We start from the raw sequence: 15,940 nt of genomic DNA on the forward strand, positions 1-15,940 counted from the left end.
CCCCCACCCCCTCCGCGGCGGCAAGCAGCCAAGAATCCTGTTCGGCACCCAGGCGTCAACCCGCCCGCCCCGCTTCGTCCTGTTCGCCAGCGGCTTCCTGGAGAGCGGCTACCGCCGCTTCATCGAGCGCCGCCTCCGCGAAGAGTTCGGCTTCACCGGCTCCCCGATCCAGATCTCGGTGAAGGTCCGCCAGAAGAACAAGGACCGGAAAAAGTAGGACACCCGACCGCCGTCAGCACCACCGCTCACACCCCACCCGGCGCGCCGCCACTAACCGATGTGATTCCAAGGCCCCGGGTGCGGTATTGTCTTCCTGCCCGCTCAAGCGGGCGGCGGGCTGTAGCGCAGCTTGGTAGCGCACTTGACTGGGGGTCAAGGGGTCGCAGGTTCAAATCCTGTCAGCCCGACCGCAACGAAGGCCGGTTTTCCTGGGAGTAAACCCAGGTCAACCGGCCTTCGTCGTTCTTCGGGTACTGCTATGCCTCTGGCTCCTCCTCAGGCTCTTGGGGGCCAATTGGGGGCCACTGAGTCTTGAGGAAGTCATTCAGCGAGGTCCCGGCGTCCTGGATCCGCTTCCGATCCGGGTGCAGATATCGCTGAGTCGTGGACAGCGACCCGTGCCCCGCGATGACACGCAGCACATGGACGGGAACCCCGGCGTCGGCCATCCACGTCAGCCCGGTATGGCGTAGATCATGGCGACGGAGATGTTCAAGGCCCAGAGCGGACACGACCTCGTCCCAGTGCGTCGCGTCGCGCAGCACGGCCGTAGAGACGCGCCCACCGCGCGGACCGGTGAACAGACGAGTCATCGGGTCAGGATTCGGGCCGGCCTCGGTGATGCGGCGCAGAACCATCGGCCGGATCTCGGGCATGATCGGGATATCCCGAGCACGCTTGTTCTTCGGGTTCTTGTCCTGGAGGCCCCCGGGACCCGGCGTCGTCTGCCGAACCAGCTTCCAAATCCAGTGTTCGGTGTCGATGTCCTTGATGCGCACACCGGAGACCTCACCGATGCGCGTGGCGGTGCAGGCTGCGAACATGACGATCTCACCCCACCCGGGGTATGTCCGCTTGTCCTTGGTGCGATCGTCTGCAGAGGCCGCGACAAGTCCGTCAGCGAGCCGCTGCAGGGTTGCGAAGTCCGGCAGCGCGAGAGATCGAGGATTCTGGAGCTCTGCCTCGATTTCCTTGTATTGCCGCTGCCAACCGACGACGCGTGACGGATTGCTGTCGATCAGCCCATCGCGCACCGCTTGTTCGCTCACGCGAACCAACGCGGCAATAGCATTTTTGACGCTCGACTTCCCGACACCGTCAGCGATCCACGAATGAACAGCGCGGTCGACGATCCCGTGCGAAAGCTGCCGAAGTTCAATGTGCCCGATCGACGGCACAACCAACTTCCTCCAGCCGGCCGAGTACGGATCCATCGTCTTGTCCTCCAACCCCCGCATCGCGAGTTTCCACACCAACCGGCCGTAGTCGACCAGCTTCGTTTTCGCGGTGGAGGGACTGACGCCGCCCTCGGCTTTGCGCTGGATCTCCTTGATCCAATCGTTTGCCGGCTCTTCCTCGTCGAACGACTCGGAGGCGCGCATGCGCTCATGTGTCATCGGGTCGGTCCAGCGAACACGAGCCCGGTACGGCTTGCGCCGCGACTCGCGATACTCCACATACCCGGACACTTCGACGCCGATCGGGACGTCGATCTGCTCGGCCATCAGACACCCTCCGCCGGGTCGATGCGGCTCAGGGCGATCCATCGACGGACATCGACGATGTTGTAGACGACGACCCGAGGAGAGAGCCGCGTGAACGGGGGCCCCGCCAGCGGGGTGGATGTACGCCAGCGCCGCAGCGTCGACGCATCGACGTGAATGAGCGAGGCCAGTTCCCCAGCGCTCAGGAAGCGGTCGTCGGGGGCGGCGTTCGAGTACACGGCAGCATCGGCGATGCCTTCCTCCCCGCCTTGGAACAGGCCGCCAATCGATCGGAACGCGTCCGATTCGATACGCGCCTCGCCGTCAGCGGGCATGGCTGTGCCGCTGGGATGAGTCATCATGGAGGTGCCTCCTGTGAGAGGTGCGGCCCCGGCGAACCGTTTCGTGACTGAGCGCCGGGGCCGTTTCATAGTGGACGTGACTTCATCTCACTAGAGCGATCTACGCTCAAGCGGGACATATCACCATCGTCGGTTGAGCATGTCGTTCACGCAAGCTGAAGATGCGTCATGCTGTTCGCTGGGGTGAACAGTCAAACTCGACCGCCAGCGTCAGTCAAAGAAGCCGTCGCAGTTCAGCGCGATGTCTCCGCTCAAGACTGCTTCAGCGACCTGGCGGCACCACCGTTCACGGCTGGCCGCTTCTTCCGGCGCCTCCGCGAACGCCGCACGAACCACCCGGGTCAGCCCGTTCCAGTCACGATGCGCTCTCAGCGCGCCGCTGACGGCCCGACCCACCTGACTGCGCGTGAGAACGGCGCCGGCTTCCAGGTCGGAGCAGAAGACGGCATCGGTGATGCATGCCAGAGCGAGGTGGCTCTCGTCGAGATCACGCACGGCGATCACCGTCCAGCCTGGGCCGAAGCCGCGTTCAGAGCTGCGAGCCGGTCGGAGATGGTGACCTGACCACCACGTCGCGAGATCCGCCCGAGAGCGACGACGCGGCGCGGCTCGTGCGGCTCTGCGACAGGGCTTGTGGCCATGGCCACGATGACCATGACTCCGGCGAACACGCGCCGGCACATGACGAACTGGGACATGGAATCCTCCTGTGTAGGGGTGTCCTGGCTCGGCCGGTGCGGTAACGCCGGCCGGGCAGTTGCTTGGCAGGATCGAGCGCCAACTCGACCCCAAGGGATGTACGGGTGAAGCGTCAGGCTTCGGGAAGTGTGCTGAACTCAACGACCACCAAGAACTCGCTCACCGGCTCCACCACTTTCCGACATCGATGCCGGCAGCCACGGCGAAGACCACGATGCCGAAGGTGAGGTCAACCCCGACAAGCGACAGACCGAGAGGCTTGATGCCCTCAGCAAGCAACATGTCGTCGAGACCGGGGACGGGTTCGTCCTCGAAGGGCAGGAACTCGTCGTCGGGAATGGCAAAATGGGTCACTGGATTCCCTCCTGTGTTAGGGGTCCTGGCCCGGCCGGTGCGGTAACACCGAGTCGAGCGTGTCAGGAGGGGGTCGGGCGCCAACCCGGCCCCCTCTCGCGTTTCCAAGATTCACGATAGCTCAGGACCCTTAAAGTCTTAGAGGTCCAAAAGAGTGAATCTCTTTGGATATGAGCTGATAGCGGGCTACAAAGGGAGGACCACCGCACGCTCCTGACTCGCTCCAGCTGGAAGGCACAAGATGACGCCCCTGGGCCGTGATGCTTCGCAAGGTTCGGATGAACGACCGAAGACACGGCCGAAGCAGGCGCTGATCCGTCTCGACCAGCAAACGGGACTCGACCACCTGGCTCGACAGCTGCACGACGACCGCAGCGTCAAGGGCGAAAGGATCACCGCCAACACCGTGCTGCGGGTCGCTATCGACGGACTGGTCGAACACGGAGACCGGCTGCACGGCGACAACGAAGTACAGCTGCTCGCATCGTGGCGCGAGTTCCTGTGCCTCGCCGCGTCGCTGGGAGGTCTTGAAGCGACGCTCGCTGACGTCGCCGACGATCTCGATGCCGCACGGAACGGAGTCGACGATCCGATCACCGCAAGCACGGTGATCCGGATTGCCGTCGCCGGCCTCGCTCGGCACCGCGGTGCGCTACACGGTACGACCGAGGCCGAGTTGCTGGCGTCGTGGCTGCAGTTCCTCGATGAACACGAGACAGCGGCCAGTCACTGAACACGAACGCAAAGCGGCCCCGATGGTGAAGATCTTGGCGGATCCCATCGGGGCCTGATCAGAGGAAGGCACCCCTGATGTCTCACCAGAATACGGTTCGGCCTGTTCACTCGCCCGCACCAACATCTGCGGCGGCCGCACACGCGCCCGACACCTCTCCGGTGCCGGCCTGGCTTGAGCACACGTTGCTGGCCCTGTCCGGAAGCATGCTGTTCGCACTCGCCTGCCTTTCCGCGTGGCTGTCGTACCACGCGCAGGTGACGTACGTCCTGGCCCACAACGGCAACCAGGCGACGGAGGCCAGAGTCTGGGCCCTGCTCCTCGACGCCGGGACGGCTGGAGTGTCCCTTCTTCGTCTCTACGAAGCGCTGCAGCGTCGTAGCAATGCGGCTACCAGAGTCTCCCTCATCGGGTGCATCGCAGCGAGCGTAGTCATGAATCTGCTGCAGGCTCCTTCACACTCCCCTGGCGGGATTCTCGTCGCAGCAGTTCCACCCGTGATGTACGCCGTGCTTCTGGAGCACTTGCTCACCAACCTGCGCAACGTCCTGCTGCGAAGCGAAGCAGAGCGCAGCATGTGGCGCACGTCGACGTTGTGGATCAGCTACCCGGCACTGATGTGGCGCAAGCTGCGCGAAACGCTGCGCCACGAGGCTGAGGGCGCACCGAATGCTTCGGAGTCCGAGTCCTGCGTCGACGAAACCGCACGGCGCGCTACTTCGAACACGGAACAAGAAGCGGAGCAGATGGAAGTCGCCGACGGCATCCGACGCGCCAAAGCACCCACGCGGGCGTTTCGCCGCGGTCGAGGCCCCGGTCCCAAGCGCGTCGCATTCGAAGCCGCGCTGACGGAACAAGTGCGCTCCGGCGATCTGCGCCTGTTCTCAGAAGACGAGCGCGAGCGGAACGCCGCCGCATACCAGGCCGCCGCGTCACTTCCTGCGCCACTTTCCCGGGGGACGGCCCGACGTTACGTGATGCAGGCGTTGCCGCGCTTGATGGAAAGTGGCGCACGCTTCACTTCACCCGTACCGACAAGCGCCATGAAGTCGGAGTAAGGCGCCCGAAGCGGCGCAGCTCTAGCGGCTCGCGCAGATGCTCGTCAATCTCCGGAGCGCACCGCCGGCATGCTCGCGAGCACTTCGGCGTCGGGCTGGCGTCTGCGCCGCGCAAGCTCTTCGAGAATCGGCGCATCGGGCACCGGCGCATTCGGGGCCAGATCCGAGAGGTAGTCACGGATACGCAGCAACGAAAGGCCAGTCAGCCCGGCAATGCCGGCACGGGTCTCGCCCAAGAGGTCCAGGGAGCGCACGGCGTCGCGAATCGAAGCTTCGAATGGTGACGCTGCCACTTCGGCTTCGGCATGTATCCGCTCCACTTCGCTGTGCGCCTGGAAGTAGTCGGCCAGAGCGGCTTCGAGCTGCTTCTCCCGCTTGATCCGTTCGGCGTCTCGCAGCGCTACCGCTTCCTGAGCCTTGGTCAGAGCCTGAGTCCGAGCTGATGCTCCAGTTCGTCGTGTCATGTTCACCACAGTAAGCAGAACGGCAGCCATCGGCGACTCGGAGAGTATTTCAGCTAACAAGCGACGCCCAACCCGCCACCCGAGGTGCGCTGGCCCACGCGAGTGAATTTCACCCTTCACTCCGCCCCAACTCCACATCGCATGACCTATTGCAGGTATATTTAAGTTGTCGCCGAGAGATGGAAGCCGACGCGACGAACCAGGTCACAGCCTTGAGAAGGGACGCTCATGAACAAGAACACAACGCAGGTCATGCCCAGGAGCGAGCAGATGGTCGTCCTCATGACCCTGCTTTCGGCCGAGGACCGCGCAGCAACCGATCGAGTCGTCTTCAGCAAGATCCCGGGCCACCTGATCGACGGCCACCCGTGGTCCGCGACGGTGCTCCGCCGGATCGGCGAAGACGCTGTAGTACGGGACTACCTCGCTACATTCGCCTGCACTAAGGAGGGAGCACGCCGAGTCCTGATGCTAACGCTCGGGCTAGCCCGGATGGCCAACCACGCAGGCGCGGCCGGCGCCGCGGCGCTGAGCGTCGCGGGATGGTGCGCATTGAGCCTGGGCCGGTGGGCAGTGGCCGACAACCTGGCGCTGCGATCCCTGGACGCAGCCCACAACACGCTCGCCGAACGCGTCCGCGAGATGGTCGCCAGCCAGTGGTTCGCCGACGTACTCAACGTCGAGGGTGACTTCGACACGGAAGCCGTCAGGCGGTGCTCAGCGCGCGTGCTCCACGAACTCACCGAAACACGCGCATACGTCATGCTGCCCTAGTCCAGCAAGCGAAGTGCGGGAGCCGGAGCGAGTCTCCAGCTCCCGCTTCCTCACGACCTCCGGGGTACCTACCGCTGCACGGCAAAGGAAGGAATCGGGGCCGACGGAGATGTCCGCTCGCGCGGTGGAAGCTCGCCGACCCCGACCGGTTACAGCCCTTGAGAAGCGCTGTGGTGTTGAGTATAGGTCGGAGTAGTTCAGCCGCCTGAAGCTCTGAGCGGCTCGTCGCCTGTGTTCATGAGGAAGGACCGCTGAGGGTGATTCCAGCCGGCGTCGAACCCGTGGACGCAGTCCGCGTCGCCCGCATCCGCGGCGTCACGCTGGGAGCACTACGCAACGCGCAAGTGCTGAAGGATCCCGACTTCCCGAAGCCTCTGAACCCGCACCGAGGACGGGACCACGTGTGGGATCCGGCCGCGGTCGAGGCACACAGGACCGGGCAGCCTCTTCCCGCACAACCGGAGCCCTCCCCCGACGACCTGCTCGACGACGTCGAGGCCGCGGCCGTTGTGGGCGTATCCGTCGGCGTGTTCACGGACCAGGCCGTCCGGCTCGGCCTTACGGCGCGCAGCATCGAAGCACACAGCCTCCGCTACTGGCGCCGCGGCGATCTGACTCAGCGCCATGAGAGAGCGCCCGGCCAGCGTGGTAAGCCGGCCGGCGCAAAGGACCTCACGCCGAGAAAGAAGCGAGGGACACCGGCGCCGGCGGCCAAGAAGGCGAACCAAGAAGCGGCCGCGCTGTTCACGTACCTCGCGGAACTCGACGACGCAGGATCCGCGAGGCCGGACACCGCCGAGTTGGCCACGCGGTACGGCGTAAGCGTGCGAACCATTCAGCGGTGGCTCGCGCGCGAGGAACACTGAGGCGACCGCCCAACCGCCAAACATCGCTCCTAGCTGGCCAACCTCGGCCTGCTCGCGTCGGCCGTCCACTGACAGCCGGCCGGCCAGTTGTTCAGCCCGGCAGGCCGCACCGCGGTCCGCAGCCGATGTCATCCTGGTGGGCGTGAGTTCCTTTGACGCAGCACCGAGGCCCGACCAGGTGCAGGAGCATTGGCGCGCCCGAGAGGCGCCCGCTGGGGACTTCATCGTTTATGCCGATGGCTCGCTGTCGGTGACGAACCTCCTGCCGCTCTACCAGTCCGGTCAGGGCCGTGACACCCGCGCTCAGGACTGGCACTGGTCGGAGCTGCTCAGGGCTACCGCATGGACTCCCAGTGACTGGATGGACATCGACACGACCTTGGCTTCATGCGCTCACGCCGGAAGCCGTGCCCTGGCAGGAGAATCATCAGGCCACGGCAGTATCGGCTGGGTCGCCCTGACCCGGGACGACGACGAAGGCGCCCTGGAGTGGCTTGCGGTCTCCTGCTACTCCAACCCGCTCGCAGACGTCACCTTGGACGCCACTACGGTGACCGCCACCAGCACCTTGGGCCGGATCTGGACCTTCCCCCGCGACGCCCCCCGCCACGTGAAGATCACCGCCGATCCGGACAACCCCTGGCTCCAGGCGAACGACGGCCCGAGCGAAAACGGCACTCAGCGGACGTAGCAGCACCACCACCACACGTCGTTGTTGCTCCCCTTGAAGAGGCGAGACCGCCTGGAGCAACGGCCGCACTGGACCGCAAGGACGCTCTCCAGACTGCGGCGTGGTGAACACCCAATGGGACGAACCTCGTCGTGTCGGCATCAGTAGAATGAAGTTTGCACATTCCGCGCTGCCTAGCGTGACATTGTGCCATCCGAACTGTCTCCGGAGATCGCCGCTCTCCTCGCTGTCTCAGCCATCTGGCTCGCAGTGGAGTCCCGGCAGCGTCGGCGGACCCGCCCCACTGCCACCAAAGCCCAAGACCGCTGCAGCAAGGTCCTCGCCTACGCCCCACTAGCCGGCGTCGGCGCCGCGGCCCTCCTGTCATGGACCGTGCCGGACGCCACAATCCGTCCCCCGTGGCTGATCGCTCTGATCGGGATCGGAGCCCTGGGCTGCGGCGGCGCCTTGCGTTGGTGGTGCTTCCGGACACTGGGCGACTACTTCACCTTCGTCCTCATGACCAGTAGCGACCAGGCCGTCATCACCTCCGGCCCGTACAGAATCGTCAGGCACCCGAGTTATGCCGGCCTCATCCTGACGATGGTGGGCGCAGTAACGATGATGTCGAATTGGTTGTCGCTCGGCGTCGCAGCCGTGACAACCGTGGTCTCGCTCATCGCAGGGATCAAGGTGGAAGAAGAGGTCCTGCACCGCGAACTGGGCGATGCCTACCAGGCTTACGCGGCCGCCACTCCCCACCGGCTGATCCCCTTTGTCTGGTGACCGCCCCGCCGTCTACGCGCTGTCCAGCACGGCCTAGAGTCGCCGGGCCAGGGCGGTGTTGCGATCGCGGCCGGCACCGTCGTGCAGATCGGGATGGTCGGCGTCGAGGGTCTCGGCACGTCGTCGGGCCGCGACGGGAACATCCGAGTCGGCGTGCAGCGCCTTGGCGAAGACGACCGCCACAGCCGGGCCGCCGTCCTCCAGATCAAGGCGGATCAGGCTTGACAACCGCCGCCCCCTGCGCAGCCACTCCTCCAGCACGGTGCGCACCAGTTCCCGGCCCTGCCCCACCAACAGACCGCAGCCGACGCCAGTCCCAGCACCGAGAAGCAGCTCGGATGGCCTGCGTAATCGCAGGCCATCGCAGTAGCCGCCCCGCCCGTTGGACCGACCGGTCTGTGCCCAGACGTCCAGCAGCTCGTCGCCGGTGTACGCACCGACGATCCCGTCCGGCCTACCGAGGTCGAACTCGTGGGCCCGCTGAAAGGCGAGGACCGCGTTCCTGGTGTTCGGTCCCCAGATGCCGTCCGTGGCGCCCGCGTTGTAGCCGAGCGTGTCGAGCATGTTCTGCACGCACCACACTCCGTTGCACCCGCGATCGATTAGCCAGCATGATGAGCACGACAACCGGTTCAGAGAAGAAGCCATATGCACCTGTTGGACGACCTCGACGTTCTATCCACCCGAGCACAGGCCCTGCTTCGGCGCACAGGATGGCGCGTGCCGCCCGAGCCCGATCTTCAGACTCAGATTAAGCACGTCCGACTGATCGGCGAAGGGTTCCTCACTGCTCCTCCGATGCTTGCCATCCGGCGCGAGGGATTCGCACTCCGATACGGAGGCCTGCGTTACACCGTCCGACGCTTCCTTGTCCTCGACGGGCAGCGCCACGAGCTCGCCCGCGAATGGAACTACGATCTCGCCGGGTACGCCTGGGCGGATAGACCCGGCGGCTGGTACTTCGACTGGATCGGAGAACGCGTGTCCAGCCCGGTCCGCCATCTCGTGCACACCGATGGCCGCGTTGGGGCCGAGGACGGAAGCAGCAACTTCCTGGAGATCGCGCCGTCACTCTCCACGCTCATCGAGTCCCACGCGCTCATGGACGAGCTCTCGCAGTGGGACTTGTGCTTCTGGAACGTCGACGTCAACCAACTCGGTGATATTGGCGCGGAGCTCGTCGACGTCCCCGAGGCGTCAGGACCAACCGTTCGTTGGAGGATCTCGCCGACCCTTGCGATCCAGGAGTTCCAGTCGTGGACACACCAGCAACCGCGGCCATGGCGCGCGGTCGCCTGGACACGCGGCACCGCAGCAAACCGATTGTTGGAAGCACAGATGAGCGCATCCGGCCGGCCTTAGTTGATCGGTTGCGGGAACGTGGCCACGTCCCCGCTGCTCTTGATCAGTCCCAGATCGAGACCACGACCTCATCGGGCTTGGGGCACGGCATCATCGCCCATCCCGGCGGCCAGCCCGACTCGTAACCCTCATCCGGATAGCTCGGAGCTCGCGAGGGATGCGCTACTTCCACCACTTCGTCTCATCCTCGTGGTTCGGCCACGGGATGATCGCCGCAATGAACTGTGCGTCCGCACGCTTCAGCTGTGCCCGTCCGGCATCGCGGACCTGCGCAGGGAATCGCGACCAAACGGCTACCAGCACTCCGCGGCACCAGGCATCGTTGGAGGACTCGAGCGCGGTGGAGATATCCCCCTCGTCAACCTCCTCTGCCAGCGATGACCATCTGCGGAGGCGCGAGTCGAGCGTGCAGCGCTGGCCGCCGGCCCACTTGCTCACTCCGACCTCGGCGAGGAGCCGGTCTACGGCCGCCGTCGGATCGATCGCGGAGGTGGGCATGTCGGATCAGTTCGTCATGGGGAGCGCATGTTTCGGCCAGAAGCCGAGCACCACGGTCGCCGTCAGCGGCCACCAGCACGTCTACCTCGCCGCTGACGCAAGGTCCACCTGACCTACGCAAGATCGAATGCAAGATAGCGCTCACTTGTACTAGACAACGGAAGCGTTAGCCCACATGAACAGAATGCCCTATAGTTCTACTAACACACCTTTTGCAGACAATCTGAACATGGTCCGCTGCGCGGGACGCGCCCACGCACGAAGGGCGGTGATCCGATCGTGATGACGATCCACAAGATCACCGCCGGCGATGGCTACACCTACCTGACCAGGCAGGTAGCCGCTGGCGACAGCAGCCCGCAGCGGGGCAAGTCGGCGGCCGAGTACTACACCGAAACCGGCAACCCACCGGGAACGTGGATGGGGTCGGGGCTACGGGATCTCGAACTGTCCGGCCAGGTCTCCGAAGAGCAGATGACGGCGCTGTTCGGGCAGGGCCTGCACCCGAACGCCGCCGCCATCATCGCGAACTACCAGCGCGAGAACGTCACAGCCGGGATGTCGGAACGGCAGCTCAAGAAGGTCAACGAGCAGGCGCGGAAGGCCGCCGGCCTCGGCCGGCCGTTCCCCGAGTACCAGGATCTCGGCGCCTTCGACGATCGCGTAGCGGCCAGGCTGGAGGCGATCCAGACCGAGATCGGTCGGGCACCGACGGCGGCCGAGGAGAAGAAGGTCCGGCGGGAGGAAGCTCGGCGCCAGCGGCGGGCCGTGGCGGGCTTCGACCTGGTCTTCACTCCGGTGTCTTCTGTCTCCCGGCTGTGGGGTCTCGATCCCCGTCCATGGGTCCGCCAGGCGATCGAGCAGGCGCACTATGCGGCCCGAGACGCAGCCCTGAAGCTGCTCGAGGAACAGGCCGCGCACACCCGTACCGGCTCGTCCGGTCAGGCACAGATCGAGACGCACGGGCTGATCGCCGCAGTCTTCGACCACGCGGACAACCGGCTGGGAGAGCCGAACCTCCACTCGCACGTCGCAGTCTCCAGCAAGGTCCTCGGAACCAACGGAAAGTGGCAGGCACTCGACGCCCGCAGCCTGTACCGGATGACGGTCGCGGCCTCCGAGCTCTACAACACCGCGCTGGAGAACGAGCTGCACGCGCGCCTCGGACTCGAATTCGAGGCCCGATCAGACACCCTCGGCAAGCGCGAGCCGATACGCGAGATCAAAGGCTTCCCTGCGCGGGTGCTGTCGCACTTCACCCGCCGGCGAACCGACATCGAGGTCGAGTACCAGCGCCTGGTCGCCGAGTTCCGCGCTGCGCATGGGCGCGATCCGACACTGCCGGCGGCACACGAACTCGCTCAGCAAGCGACGTTGGCGACCCGCAAGGGCAAGAAGCCACCACGAGCGTGGGCCCTGATGCGGAACGAGTGGCGCGACGACCTGACAGCGACCTTTGGGCCGCATGCCCTCGCCGAAGTGAGCGCGGTCGTCCCCACACGCGGTCGCCGCAGGCCGCAGCCCATCACCTGCGCCGAGCTGGATGTGGCGGATGTCGCCAGCCGAGTGGTGGCCGAAGTCCAGGAGCACCACGCGACGTGGACCCGTTGGAGCGTATTCGCGCAGGCGCAGCGAGAGCTGCGTGGAACTCGGTTTACGTCGCCGGCCGAACAGGAGCGCGCGGTCTCCGCGGTTGTGGACGTGGCGCTGTCCAAGTGGTCGATCTCCACCGAGCCGCCGGAGCTGGTGACCGAGCCGACCGCGCTGCGCCGCTCGGACGGGTCGTCGGTATTCGTCCAACACGGAGCCGAGCGATTCACCAGCCAAGCTGTTCTGGACGCTGAGGCCCGGTTGGTCGGCGCCGCCGGATACCGCACCACGGTCGGAGTCGACGGGGAGACCACCGACCTGGTGTTGGCCGCTCATGACCAGCGAACCGGCGACGGTCTCGACTCGGGTCAGCGGGCGTTGGTGAAGGCGTTCGCGTGCGACGGACGGTTGCTGCTGGCCGGAATCGGCCCGGCCGGGGCCGGCAAAACCACCGCTATGAAGGCTCTGACCACCGTTATCGGCGCTGGCGGAAGTGGGCGGCTGGTGCCGTTGGCGACCTCCGCATCGGCGGCCGGGGTCTTGGCTGCGGAGCTGGGGACTGGAGCCGAAAACCTGCACAAGTTCCTGTGGGAATGGAAGAAAGGACCGCACGCCAAGGCCCTGGCCGCCGGACGGAAGGTACCGCGGGAGAAGGAGTTCTTCGCCCTGAACCCGGGCGACACCGTCTTGGTGGACGAGGCCGGCATGGCCGGCACCTTGAACCTCGACCGGCTCGTGACCATCGCCGCCCAGCATGGTGCCGCCGTGCGCCTGCTGGGCGACTACCGGCAGCTCGGCGCGGTCGAATCCGGTGGCGCCCTGAGGCTCATCGCGAACGAGTCCGGGGCGGTGGAGTTGTCGACCCTGTACCGGTTCGAGGACCCTTTCGAAGCCGAGGCAACGCTCAAGATCCGTGTCGGCGACACCGCCGGGCTCGACTTCTACCAAGACGCCGGACGGATTCAGCACGGGTCGCGTCAGGGCATGACCGAGCAGGCGTACGCGGGCTGGAAGACGGACATGCTCGCCGGGCGCAAGGCCCTGATGGTCGCCGCAACCAACGCCGATGTGGCCGAACTGTGCGCTCGGGCTCGCGCCGACCGGGTCGCCGCGGGGCAGGTCGAAGCCGACGGTGTACGACTGCACGACGGCAATCTCGCGGGCACGCGGGACCTGATCGTCACCCGCGACAACGACCGCCGGCTCCGCTCCGGAACACGCGACTTCGTGAAGAACGGCGATGCCTGGGAAGTAGTCGAACGCCACGCAAACGGCGCCCTGACCGTCGAGCACCTGGAACATCACGGGCGGGTGTCGCTCCCGCCGAAGTACGTCGCGACCAACGTCGAGCTGCTCTACGCCACCACCGCGCACCGCGCCCAAGGCTCGACAGTGGACGCCTGCCACGCGCTGATAACCGAGGAGATGGGACGGGAGAACTTCTACGTCATCACCTCCCGCGCCCGCCACGGCACCGTGTTGTACGTCGCCACCCACGAGCTCGCGAGCTTGGACGAGGACGAGCATGTGGACGCCGTGAAGTTCGACCCGGACGTCTACGCCGCCCGCGAGATCCTCGAACACGTAATGGCTCGCGAGACCGCCGAGCTGTCGGCGACCGAGCAGATCCGAGCCTCGTTCGCCGAAGCCCAATCGCTGTTCATCCTCGTACCCCGATACGACCACGCCCTCGATGTCGCCACCGACTCCCACTACCGGCAGGTGGTCGAGAAGGCGTTGCCGGACCTAGCCGAGGAGATCATCGGCGATCCGGCGTGGCACGCAGTCCTGCGGGCACTTCGCGACGCCGACACGGCCAGCTGGGACGTCTCAGCTCTCCTCGGCACGACCGCACGCAAGCGCGAGTTGGCCACCGCGGACTCGCTGGCTCAAGTCATCTCGTGGCGTCTGCGCCAGGTCATCGAGACGGAATCGGCACCCGTCGCCGCCGGCCCCGACGAGATTCGCTACCGCTCCATCCTCGCCGAGGTCGCCCCGGCCTTGGCATCTGGAATCAATCCGGCTCCCCCGCCGACGGTCCCAGTCCCGCGCGTACGTGACGGCGATTCCGACCGGCTGTACGAGCGCGCCGTCTATCGAGCCCTGGGAACCATCCGCACCGAACAGGCCCGCGACGAAGACACCTGGCCGGCACTCCTGCTCGCGTTACGGCGCGCCGACACCCTCGGAATCGACCCCGCCAAGGTCTTGGAAGCGGTAGTCAACCGCAGAACACTCGGTGCCGGAGTCCCGGTCTGCCAATCGGCTGCCTTGGCCATCCACCGCTATCTTGACGCGAGAACCGCCAGCACGACCGACGACCCGCGCTCTGCTTGGCGCCGGATCACGCGCGCATTGACGCGACTCGAAGCGGCGGGCACCGAACCCGAAGCCGCATTGACCGGGGCCATCGTGAGCCTCGAAGCCGGCACGAATGGCGTCACCCTAACCGCCTTGGCCAAGCACCTGGAGTCGGCTGCCCATCGTATGGACGACCCCCTCCTACCAGCCTGGCTCCGCAGCGCACGACCGGTCACCGCTCCGCAGTGGCGGCCGTACCTGGACGCTCGCGCCGAACTGATCCGTCGTCGCGTCGAACATTTGGTCCACACCGCCGCAGCCGAACGACCAGCCTGGACGGCGCACCTCGACGTCGAGCCCGCCGACCCTGCCAAGCGGGAATCCTGGCTGAGCCACGTCGCCGCCATCGCCGCCTACCGCGACCAATACCAGGTCACCAATGACGATCCGGATCACCCGCTCGGCCCCTATCCCGAGAGCGGGCGGGTCGGCCATCGCGCCTACTGGGTCGCGGCGGAATCCCTCCTGGCCCTACGGGGAGCCAACCCGACAGCGGACCCGAGCTGGGGCCGACTTGCCGCCGACCGCTACCGGACCCTGGACACCGAGGAGCAGAACCGCATCGCCACCGAACTCGCCAACCGACTCGGCCGAAACTGGCTCGGCGATGAGCGCGAGCCAGCTGCCGACGCGGATCAGCCCGTCTACCACCAGCAACTCGCCGCCAGCCTCATCGAGCACGGACACCTGGATGTCCCCGAACCCAGCGCCGCCAGCCGGCCCGTTCCGAGGACGCCGAGCGCTCGCGGCCGCGCCAAGCAGCGCCACGGCCGCCCGGCCCAGACAGCTCAGCAGCAAACGCCCAAAATCCAAACCGAGCTGTCGAATCGGCCGTCGAACACCCAGACTCAGCGCCCGCCCCACATCCCGCCGGAGCAGCCGCGTGGGCCCAGGCCGGAACAGTAAAGATCCGGTACCTCCGATGGACGGCCACAAAACTTAAACCTTCCAGACGTCCGGTCCAGGTCACCGGCAACGCATGGGACTTCGACCAGAGCAGGTGCGTTCAACAGGCACGAGCCCGCAGCGCGAAGCCATGGCCGGACCCGGTAAGAGGGTTCACGCTTGAGAAGTCGACCGACGGAAACTCGCATGCCATAGAGGCCGACCGCGGCGAGCTCCGGCCGCCACGGCGCACTAGGAGAACCATGAACGCTGAAAGTGCCTCCCGTACTCTCGCGCCAGCCTCCGCGGCCGGCCGAACAATCCACGCGACAGCACCACCCCCGGCCGCGACGATGGTCAGCCATGAGCCCACGACTGCGCCGGGCCGGATCGCCTTGGCGCCTGCTGGTCCACGAACCAGGACCCGACGGCACCTCGCACCATGTGACCAACAGACCGACCTACGGCGGCTCCGCGCTCCCGGACACTGACCGCCGCCAGACCCATGTCCTGGAGGCCACCGAGTTCGACGAACTCGCCGTCGGCCGCTGGCTCCACGTCGAGCAGATGGAAGCCGACCGCTGGTGGATGAACATCGGCGGCGTCACCGTCTGGATCGAGGCAGACCGCGACGGCCGCCCGCGCAACATCGCCATCACCGGACCGGCCGTCCACGACACCGCCGCTCCCGAATGCACCTACGAGCTCAACTGGAACCAACCCGTCCCGCCTCAACCGCCAAACGCGGAGGCATAACCTCCACCATTAAAGATCT

17 protein-coding genes, 1 tRNA gene and 1 pseudogene are annotated in these 15,940 nt (G+C 66.1%); 11 read left to right on the forward strand and 8 right to left on the reverse strand.

Annotated features, from left to right (window positions below):
- Both GWK61_RS18570 and GWK61_RS18575 read left to right on the forward strand, forming a co-directional pair.
- Positions 1–217 (forward strand): annotated as a pseudogene (locus GWK61_RS18570) (ribosome biogenesis GTPase Der); the annotation flags it as partial.
- 116 nt (positions 218–333) lie between these two features.
- Positions 334–407: transfer RNA gene (locus GWK61_RS18575), tRNA-Pro, on the forward strand.
- Between the two features lie 69 nt (positions 408–476).
- Here the strand turns inward: GWK61_RS18575 and GWK61_RS18580 are convergent.
- From GWK61_RS18580 to GWK61_RS18600, 5 genes are all read right to left on the reverse strand, one after another.
- Entirely contained in the window at positions 477–1,724 is a 1,248-nt protein-coding gene (locus GWK61_RS18580; RefSeq protein ID WP_194909679.1) for a tyrosine-type recombinase/integrase, read from the reverse strand.
- Positions 1,724–2,065, reverse strand: a complete 342-nt coding sequence (locus GWK61_RS56550; RefSeq protein ID WP_228562531.1) for a helix-turn-helix transcriptional regulator — start codon at positions 2,063–2,065, stop codon at positions 1,724–1,726. Before GWK61_RS56550 ends, GWK61_RS18580 begins: the two co-directional genes overlap by 1 nt.
- 210 nt (positions 2,066–2,275) lie before the next feature.
- A complete protein-coding gene (locus tag GWK61_RS18590; protein WP_194909682.1) occupies positions 2,276–2,560 on the reverse strand; it encodes a hypothetical protein in 285 nt (94 codons plus the stop codon).
- Positions 2,561–2,565: 5 nt separating this feature from the next.
- Positions 2,566–2,763, reverse strand: a complete 198-nt coding sequence (locus GWK61_RS18595) for a hypothetical protein (RefSeq protein WP_194909684.1) — start codon at positions 2,761–2,763, stop codon at positions 2,566–2,568.
- 160 nt (positions 2,764–2,923) lie between these two features.
- Positions 2,924–3,118, reverse strand: a complete 195-nt coding sequence (locus tag GWK61_RS18600; RefSeq protein WP_194909686.1) for a hypothetical protein — start codon at positions 3,116–3,118, stop codon at positions 2,924–2,926.
- Between the two features lie 241 nt (positions 3,119–3,359).
- Here GWK61_RS18600 and GWK61_RS18605 point away from each other — a divergent pair, with 241 nt between their 5' ends.
- Positions 3,360–3,851, forward strand: coding sequence for a hypothetical protein (locus GWK61_RS18605; protein WP_194909689.1), 492 nt, complete (start codon positions 3,360–3,362; stop codon positions 3,849–3,851).
- Positions 3,852–3,928: 77 nt separating this feature from the next.
- Positions 3,929–4,909: a DUF2637 domain-containing protein gene (locus GWK61_RS18610; protein WP_194909691.1), complete on the forward strand. Its 981-nt coding sequence runs from the start codon at positions 3,929–3,931 to the stop codon at positions 4,907–4,909.
- A gap of 44 nt (positions 4,910–4,953) precedes the next feature.
- On the opposite strand, the gene GWK61_RS18615 is transcribed toward GWK61_RS18610, so the two are convergent.
- Positions 4,954–5,403 (reverse strand): hypothetical protein, encoded by a 450-nt coding sequence (locus tag GWK61_RS18615; protein ID WP_194909693.1) that lies wholly within the window; start codon positions 5,401–5,403, stop codon positions 4,954–4,956.
- Positions 5,404–5,601: 198 nt separating this feature from the next.
- Here GWK61_RS18615 and GWK61_RS18620 point away from each other — a divergent pair, with 198 nt between their 5' ends.
- From GWK61_RS18620 to GWK61_RS59605, 4 genes are all read left to right on the forward strand, one after another.
- Positions 5,602–6,147, forward strand: coding sequence for a hypothetical protein (locus tag GWK61_RS18620; RefSeq protein ID WP_194909695.1), 546 nt, complete (start codon positions 5,602–5,604; stop codon positions 6,145–6,147).
- 257 nt (positions 6,148–6,404) lie between these two features.
- Positions 6,405–7,013, forward strand: a complete 609-nt coding sequence (locus GWK61_RS59600) for a helix-turn-helix domain-containing protein (protein WP_194909697.1) — start codon at positions 6,405–6,407, stop codon at positions 7,011–7,013.
- A gap of 142 nt (positions 7,014–7,155) precedes the next feature.
- The gene (locus GWK61_RS18630; RefSeq protein ID WP_194909699.1) at positions 7,156–7,704 is read left to right on the forward strand and encodes a hypothetical protein; all 549 of its coding nucleotides are present in this window, start codon (positions 7,156–7,158) and stop codon (positions 7,702–7,704) included.
- Positions 7,705–7,890: 186 nt separating this feature from the next.
- The gene (locus GWK61_RS59605) at positions 7,891–8,469 is read left to right on the forward strand and encodes a methyltransferase family protein (protein ID WP_194909702.1); all 579 of its coding nucleotides are present in this window, start codon (positions 7,891–7,893) and stop codon (positions 8,467–8,469) included.
- 33 nt (positions 8,470–8,502) lie between these two features.
- Here GWK61_RS59605 and GWK61_RS56565 read toward each other — a convergent pair whose 3' ends face one another.
- Positions 8,503–9,033: a peptidoglycan-binding domain-containing protein gene (locus GWK61_RS56565; RefSeq protein ID WP_228562535.1), complete on the reverse strand. Its 531-nt coding sequence runs from the start codon at positions 9,031–9,033 to the stop codon at positions 8,503–8,505.
- An 84-nt stretch (positions 9,034–9,117) separates the two neighbouring features.
- Between GWK61_RS56565 and GWK61_RS18645 the strand changes: the two genes are divergently transcribed.
- Complete coding sequence (locus GWK61_RS18645; RefSeq protein ID WP_194909704.1) at positions 9,118–9,831, forward strand: hypothetical protein; 714 nt, start codon at positions 9,118–9,120, stop codon at positions 9,829–9,831.
- A gap of 162 nt (positions 9,832–9,993) precedes the next feature.
- Here GWK61_RS18645 and GWK61_RS18650 read toward each other — a convergent pair whose 3' ends face one another.
- On the reverse strand, positions 9,994–10,329 hold the full coding sequence (locus tag GWK61_RS18650; RefSeq protein WP_194909706.1) for a hypothetical protein: 336 nt from the start codon (positions 10,327–10,329) through the stop codon (positions 9,994–9,996).
- A gap of 282 nt (positions 10,330–10,611) precedes the next feature.
- On the opposite strand from GWK61_RS18650, the gene mobF reads away from it, so the two are divergent.
- On the forward strand, positions 10,612–15,186 hold the full coding sequence (gene mobF / locus GWK61_RS18655) for a MobF family relaxase (protein WP_194909713.1): 4,575 nt from the start codon (positions 10,612–10,614) through the stop codon (positions 15,184–15,186).
- Between the two features lie 342 nt (positions 15,187–15,528).
- Complete coding sequence (locus GWK61_RS18660) at positions 15,529–15,921, forward strand: hypothetical protein (RefSeq protein WP_194909714.1); 393 nt, start codon at positions 15,529–15,531, stop codon at positions 15,919–15,921.
- The last annotated feature ends 19 nt before the right edge of the window (positions 15,922–15,940 follow it).

Source organism: Catenulispora rubra, assembly GCF_015356825.1.
Classification (GTDB): Bacteria; Actinomycetota; Actinomycetes; order Streptomycetales; family Catenulisporaceae; genus Catenulispora; species Catenulispora rubra.